This window comes from Streptomyces sp. SID5464 (genome assembly GCF_009862985.1).
GTDB lineage: Bacteria > Actinomycetota > Actinomycetes > Streptomycetales > Streptomycetaceae > Streptomyces > Streptomyces chartreusis_D.
Map to the genome: position 1 here is coordinate 50,260 of NZ_WWIQ01000052.1, position 5,959 is coordinate 56,218.

Genomic DNA, 5,959 nt, shown 5'->3' on the forward strand with positions numbered 1-5,959 from the left:
GCGACTACGACTACAAGAAGGACTACCGCGAGGCCAAGAAGAACGGCGGCGAGATCCAGATCAACGAGCGCACGTACACGGCCAACCCCGGAGCATGCGTCGCCGTGGTCCGCCCGGCTCTCACTAGCTTCAACATCACCAACAACACCGACAGGATCGTTCAGTTCTTCAGCGGGAACAACTGCAACGCCGGCGCTCCTGTCGCCACTGTTCTGCCTGGTGGCAGCCAGTTCGGTGTCGTGGGGACCGTCACGAGCAGCTTCCGCGTGATCGACAACTAGAACCGGGGCAACGACCGACCCCAAAGACGTCACCACGGGGAGAGACAACCGCGTCATCTGGAGCTCCGGCCCGCCGTAACCGGGCCGGAGCTCCAGCGTAGTGTATTTCCAAACTATGAGCCCATCCGGTAATGATCGCAAAGGCGCATGGACCTTTGATCGGGAATCGGCGCGTTGCATCGAAGAAGTGTGATCGACTGACGTCACTGTGGAATCACTACCGGAAGAGTGGCGGGAGTGATGGTGCTACTGAAGTTGGTCAGACGATGGACGAGACCTGCAAGTGTTCTGTACGACGGCGAGGTCTTGCGCCAGCTCGATGGCAGCGCCGTACGCGCTCGCTACTGGGTGAAGAGGACGCCGAGGGAAGCAATTCGTCTGCTGCACAGGGCCCGTCAGTACAACATTGCGGCGGCCGCACTGAGCATCATCACAGGGCTCCTCGCCTGGCCGATCATCGCCGACGGTTCCCGCCTCACCGCCCAGATCGTGGTCTCCACGCTGTCCTGCCTGGCTGCGGTGGCCATCGCAGCGCCCTACGCAACCGGCCTGCATGACCGCGTGGAGGAATCCATCAAGCTCTGCGGAATGTACGGAGCACTCTACGGTGAACTGCTCCGCGCACAGGGCCACCTCGGCACGCACCCCGCCTCGCAGCCGCGGGTCACAGAGCTCATCCAACAGTTCAACGATGTCACCACACGCAAGGATGCCCTCAGGCTCGCCTCGCCAGCCCCGGACCCTGAACAGGCGTCCGGTGAGTAGCCGGCTTCTGTTCCTTCAAGGGCACGTCTCGCAGCGACCGTCGAGCGGTACGTGAAAGACCAGATCCGCCGGCCCTGCCCAGACCTCGCTCGGGGCCTGGCCGATGTCGTAGGCGCCCGATGGCAGCCCCACGTCCGCGAACGCGCCCGTCGCCAGGCTGCCACCACCACCGGTCTCGTCATCGACACCCGCGCGTGATTCGGCTTCACAGCCGCCCCCGGCACCACCGACGACGTGCGCTTCCGCACGCTCACGGTGCGCAAGTACAACCACTCATGCCGTTGACCGGCCAGGCTCGAGCGTCGCCCAGACGTAGCGCGCGGCACCGCCGGTCAGCTCCGCGACACCGCTCTTGTCCAGTTCGGCGCCGCCGCAGTGGTCGAAGGGGTCTCTGATGGGCAGTCCGGTGAGGTTGCCGTCTCGCCGCGGCTCCGACCGGCCGCCGACACCGCTCCCCGACCGGTGCTTCTGCCACACCCACGGTTACGGCGACAACAAGGCCTTCTGAGGTACTTCGAGCGGCACCGCACTACGTGTCAGCAGCTGCCCCAGGACCCACACGGCGCGAGATCAAGACTGACCTAACGGAGCCCTACCGGCCTCCTGGCGCTTGCGCCAGTCGGTCTGTGACGGGTGTGGTCGCTGGTCGCGTCGATCGCCGCTCTTACCGCCCGTTCGATCAGCGAGATGCCGCCTTGCTTCGACGCGTTGCCGCTGCTGAGGACCGAAACCAGGTACCGGTGCCCGTCCACCGTGACCAGTCCGATGCTGTTGATGACCCACAGCCCGGTTGTGGTCCGCTGCACCCAGCCGTTCTTGAGTGACCATTGGGAGGACGCGGCCGACACACCCCAGTCCTGGCCCTCCGTGATGTCGCCCATCAGCTCCCGGATGTAGGCCTGGGATTCAGGGTTCAGCCCTTCGCGCGTGCGGACGGAGTTCGCCGACGCGTAGGGGAAAACCGACTGCAGCAGCCGGATCTGGTCCTTGGCTGTCGTCTGTGTGAGGCCCCAGTGAACGCCGGGGCCGCCATGTGTCGAGGAAAGCCCCAGCCGTTCGTTCGCCGCGTCGAGGCCTTCTCCCCGACCAATCGCCCGCCACAGGAGGTCCGCCGCGTCGTTGTCGCTCGTTTTGATCATCGCCTCGGCGGCCTGGCGCTCCTCGGCTGTCAGTTCGCGGCCCTCATCCTGCGCCTGGAGCAACAACGCCGCGAGAATGTTCACCTTGCTGATGCTCGCTGTGTTGAACGACGCGTCGCCTTGGTAAGACGCGATCTTCCGGTCAGCACAGTTGAGGTCGCGCACGACCACAGCCAACCGGGTCTCATCGTCCCTCAGTACCGGCTCGAGCGCCCGCGCGAGAGCCGCGCCGGGTTTTTCTGACGGTTGCCCCGCCAATGCGGCGGCTGGCGCCTGGCCGGGCAGGGGGGACGTCTGCACCTCGTCGAGCGTGCCGGTGGAAGAACAGGCGGCGAGCGACGCCATGACCGCGGCGGTGGCGCAAGCCGCCAGTGCGTGCGGGCGCAGGGCGACGCAACGGGATCTTCTGAGCTCCTCATACGCCGCGTCGCGCTGTCCATCGGGCATGGCGGGTAGGCCTCGGTATTCCTGTGGAGGGAGAGGACAGTAGTCCCGTAAATATGACATATCGGCCATGCGTGCAGTGATCAACAGTACGGCAGGGCGTGTCGCTCCCGAGGGGTCCGCAATGTCCGCGCCCGCCGTAAACCGGCAGGCACTAGACCGGTGCAAGGAGTCTGGTCACTCGCCGGGAAGCGGCACCTGAACCACGGCGATGTCGCGGGCGCGACGTCGGGCTGCACCAGGTGCACCCTCAGGGCGCGCCCCCCCGCGTTGAACGTCCACACCCGCCAGAGGTATGTGCACTCTGCTGGCCGCCGTGACCAGGCGGCCCGCGCGGTGACGCTGATGCTGACGTTCGCCGGTGGCTGCACCTGGGCCAAGACCCGCCGCCTGGCCGAGCCCTCAGCCCACGATGACGACCTGCGCATCGCGGCCTACCAGCTGATGGACGCCGCCGGCCTGCAGCGTGGCCGGCTGACCGGTCTTGTGTTGAAAGGGGCAGGACGAGGCCGGTATCCGCACCTACGCCTTCGTCGGCCCGCTCCTGCCCCACTTCGCCACCCAGCCCGAGCTTGTGGACGACCTCTTCGGGCAGCTCGTCGAGGCGGGAGTCGGTGAGGTGTTCATGGAGCACATCGACGTCAAGCGCTACATCCGCGAGCGCATGGACCAGGTCTCGCCGACGAGACGCGAACGTCTGGGCCGGTCGACGTGACCACCGCACAGATCACGTCGCCCTGGCCCTGGTCTTCCTGCCACTGGGAGCGGCGAAGATCGCCGCGGTGCCGTTCATGCGGCAGGCGGCAGCGCACTTCGGCATGTCGCCGGGCCTCTACTGCGTCGTCGGCACCCTGGAAGTGGCCGGAGCCTCCCGGCTACTGCTGCCGCTGATCTCACTCGGATGAAGCAACCTCAAGTGTCTGAGAACCGTGCCATTTCGGTTGGGCCACTCATTCAGGCCGCAGGTCCAGATGCGGGCACGGGTCCGGCCAGCATCGGGTCTGGCAGCGTCCATGTCATGGGTCATACCTGCCACGCGGGTCCGCTGGTCGTGTACTCGATGGCTGATCGTGCCCATGGGCCGATCCGCCCGAACCAGCGCAGCGCTTCCACCGCGGGGCCGGCTGCTCGCCGCATACGTGCACACCGGCCCGATGACCCGCCGCCAGCGGGATCGCGCCGCTGTCACGCCGGACCGATGACCTTCTTGCGCATGTGGCCATAAACCACCGACGTCCGTACATCAGCGAGTTCCGGGCGCTTCGCCAGCTTCTCCAGGACCACTGCGTGCAGATGGTCGGTGTCCCGCACGGCGACGTGCACGAGGAAGTCGTCGTTGCCGGTGAGGACGAAGATCGAGACGACCTCGGGCATCCCCTCCAGGAAGGTCTGGAAGGTTTCGATCACCGCACGTGTCGGCGGGCGGACCCGTACGGCGATCACCGCCTGCAGCCCGCGGCCGATCGCCGCGAGGTCTGCCTCCGCGTGAAACCCTGTCAGGACGCCGCTTTTGCGCAGCGATCGGATTCGCTCCAGGCAGGTGGACGGGGCGATACCGAGTTCCTCCGCCATGTCACGGTTGGTGCGCCGACCGTCCTCCTGCAGCATCCGGACCAACGCCGAATCTAGTTCGTCCACGCTTGCCTCACCTCACGAGATTCCGAAGATGATTCGGTCACTTGGCAACGCCTTCGATTGTGTTGTTAGCCTCCAGCTTAGTTGGCCGACGTTCGTTCGGTCACGGTGTGGTTGGCGGCACTGGTAGCGGAGAGGGGCGACTCGATATGCGTGAGCGAGGACCAACAGTCTGGGCGGTGTGTGCGGTCATGGCGGCCGCACTGTTCTGGAGCAGTTCCTACGCGGTGACGAAGCAGGTGCTGAAAGACGTCGGCCCGCTCAGTATCGGCGCCATCAGGTTCACCCTCGCGGCGTTACTCCTGGGCGTGATGGTACGGCTCAGGCCGCACCGTCCGGCCCGGCCGGGACCCCGGCAGCGGCGGCAGCTCTACCTGAGCGGCTTCCTCGGCATCACCGTGTACTTCATTCTGGAGAACGTCGGCGTTGATCTGTCCACGGCATCCGACGCGTCGCTGATCGTGGCTACGTACCCGCTGATGACGATGCTGGTGGAGCTGGTCGTCTTCCGCACCCGGATGCCGCTGCCGAGGGCGACGGGCGTGCTGCTGGCTACCGTCGGCGCCTACCTCGTCGTACGCAACGGAGCCGAGGTCGGAGGCAGTTCGCGCTGGCTGGGCGACATCCTGCTGCTGCTCGGCGGGCTGGCCTGGGCCGGTTACAACGTGCTCGGCAAGCGCGCGAGCGCCGGCCAGGACGCCACGAGCGTCACCTACTACCAGACCCTGGCGGGCGCGGCCGGCTTCCTGCTCGCGTCCCTGCTGGAGGCCGACGACTGGCGGATGCCGGGCGCGACCGCCTCATCGCTGCTGGCCTACCTGGCCGTGGCGTGCTCGGTCGGCGGCTTCCTGCTCTACAACTACGGCCTGCGCAGGATGGCGTCGAGCGTCGCGGTCAACATCCTCAACCTGGTCCCAGTCTTCGGCGTCATCGGCGCCGTCGTGATCAACGGGGAGTCGATCAGGCTCGCCCAAGTCGCGGGCGGCGTGATCATCATCGTCGGAGTGGCGCTGGGCATGATTGACAGAGGACAGGGAGCCATGGCGAAGCCGGACGCGAGGGGAGGCAAACCTTCCAGGACTGCGACCGCCCGGACTGCGGCGGAGGCGAGGCCCAAGCCGGACGAGCCCGAAGCGGATGTACCAACCGTGCATGGAGTGATCAGCGGGGCTTCGCGACGAGTCCTGGATTCTTGAAGTCGCTGATGGTCACCGTCACTGGGAAGCTGCCGCGTCTCCAGGGTCAGCTGGTGGACGACGCGGACGAGGGCTTCGCGGTCGGCGCGCAGTTCGGCGAGCTCCTGCTGGTCTGCTGCGCGGAGTTCCTTGAGTTTCACGACCTGTTTGCGTAGCCGTACTTCGGGCTTGGCAGGTCGGGCCCGCCGGCGGACCTTGGCGTAGAAGTCGTTCTTCAGGTCGGGGTGGCGCCGGGTGACTCTGAGGGTGACGGTGTCCCCGGGGGCCAGGCGAGGGTGGGCGTCGAGTCCGCGGCGTCCCCACAGTTCTGCCAGGGCAGCCGCCGCCGCAGGTTCCGGAGCCGAGGATGTCGCCGATGCGGACCTCCGGTGCCCCGCGAGGCGTAGGCGATCACCTGGGCGTGGCTGAAGGCCATGTTGCTCCGCATGTCCTCGCCGACGACGGTGCCGTGGACGGCGGCCGTCATCCGCAGGCCGAGGCGTTGCCTGCTCGGTAGGTG

The 5,959-nt window shown here is 66.7% G+C and carries 7 protein-coding genes and 4 pseudogenes; 8 read left to right on the top strand and 3 right to left on the bottom strand.

The window, feature by feature from the left end; translation table 11 throughout:
• From GTY47_RS25615 to GTY47_RS41225, 3 genes and pseudogenes are all read left to right on the top strand, one after another.
• Positions 1-281: pseudogene (locus tag GTY47_RS25615) on the top strand (hypothetical protein); the annotation flags it as partial.
• 240 nt (positions 282-521) lie between these two features.
• The gene (locus GTY47_RS25620) at positions 522-1,046 is read left to right on the top strand and encodes a hypothetical protein (protein WP_040904384.1); all 525 of its coding nucleotides are present in this window, start codon (positions 522-524) and stop codon (positions 1,044-1,046) included.
• Between the two features lie 25 nt (positions 1,047-1,071).
• Positions 1,072-1,304: pseudogene (locus tag GTY47_RS41225) on the top strand (XRE family transcriptional regulator); the annotation flags it as partial.
• 323 nt (positions 1,305-1,627) lie between these two features.
• Here GTY47_RS41225 and GTY47_RS25625 read toward each other — a convergent pair.
• Positions 1,628-2,632 carry a serine hydrolase gene (locus GTY47_RS25625; RefSeq protein WP_010048323.1) on the bottom strand — a complete coding sequence of 335 codons (1,005 nt, stop codon included), beginning with the start codon at positions 2,630-2,632 and terminating at the stop codon, positions 1,628-1,630.
• A gap of 309 nt (positions 2,633-2,941) precedes the next feature.
• Here GTY47_RS25625 and GTY47_RS41230 point away from each other — a divergent pair.
• The 3 genes and pseudogenes from GTY47_RS41230 to GTY47_RS41930 form a co-directional block, all read left to right on the top strand.
• A pseudogene (locus tag GTY47_RS41230) lies at positions 2,942-3,124 on the top strand (hypothetical protein); the annotation flags it as partial.
• 79 nt (positions 3,125-3,203) lie between these two features.
• A complete protein-coding gene (locus tag GTY47_RS41925) occupies positions 3,204-3,344 on the top strand; it encodes a hypothetical protein (RefSeq protein ID WP_010048324.1) in 141 nt (46 codons plus the stop codon).
• A gap of 28 nt (positions 3,345-3,372) precedes the next feature.
• A complete protein-coding gene (locus GTY47_RS41930; RefSeq protein ID WP_078602994.1) occupies positions 3,373-3,534 on the top strand; it encodes a DoxX family protein in 162 nt (53 codons plus the stop codon).
• Between the two features lie 280 nt (positions 3,535-3,814).
• Here the strand turns inward: GTY47_RS41930 and GTY47_RS25645 are convergent, their stop codons facing one another.
• A complete protein-coding gene (locus GTY47_RS25645; protein ID WP_029181760.1) occupies positions 3,815-4,267 on the bottom strand; it encodes an Lrp/AsnC family transcriptional regulator in 453 nt (150 codons plus the stop codon).
• 146 nt (positions 4,268-4,413) lie between these two features.
• Here GTY47_RS25645 and GTY47_RS25650 point away from each other — a divergent pair, with 146 nt between their 5' ends.
• Both GTY47_RS25650 and GTY47_RS25655 read left to right on the top strand, forming a co-directional pair.
• On the top strand, positions 4,414-5,460 hold the full coding sequence (locus GTY47_RS25650; protein ID WP_050810341.1) for a DMT family transporter: 1,047 nt from the start codon (positions 4,414-4,416) through the stop codon (positions 5,458-5,460).
• Positions 5,457-5,615, top strand: coding sequence for a hypothetical protein (locus GTY47_RS25655; RefSeq protein ID WP_158688478.1), 159 nt, complete (start codon positions 5,457-5,459; stop codon positions 5,613-5,615). The genes GTY47_RS25650 and GTY47_RS25655 overlap by 4 nt, the downstream gene beginning before the upstream one ends.
• 81 nt (positions 5,616-5,696) lie before the next feature.
• On the opposite strand, the pseudogene GTY47_RS41240 reads toward GTY47_RS25655, so the two are convergent.
• A pseudogene (locus GTY47_RS41240) lies at positions 5,697-5,959 on the bottom strand (fumarylacetoacetate hydrolase family protein); the annotation flags it as partial.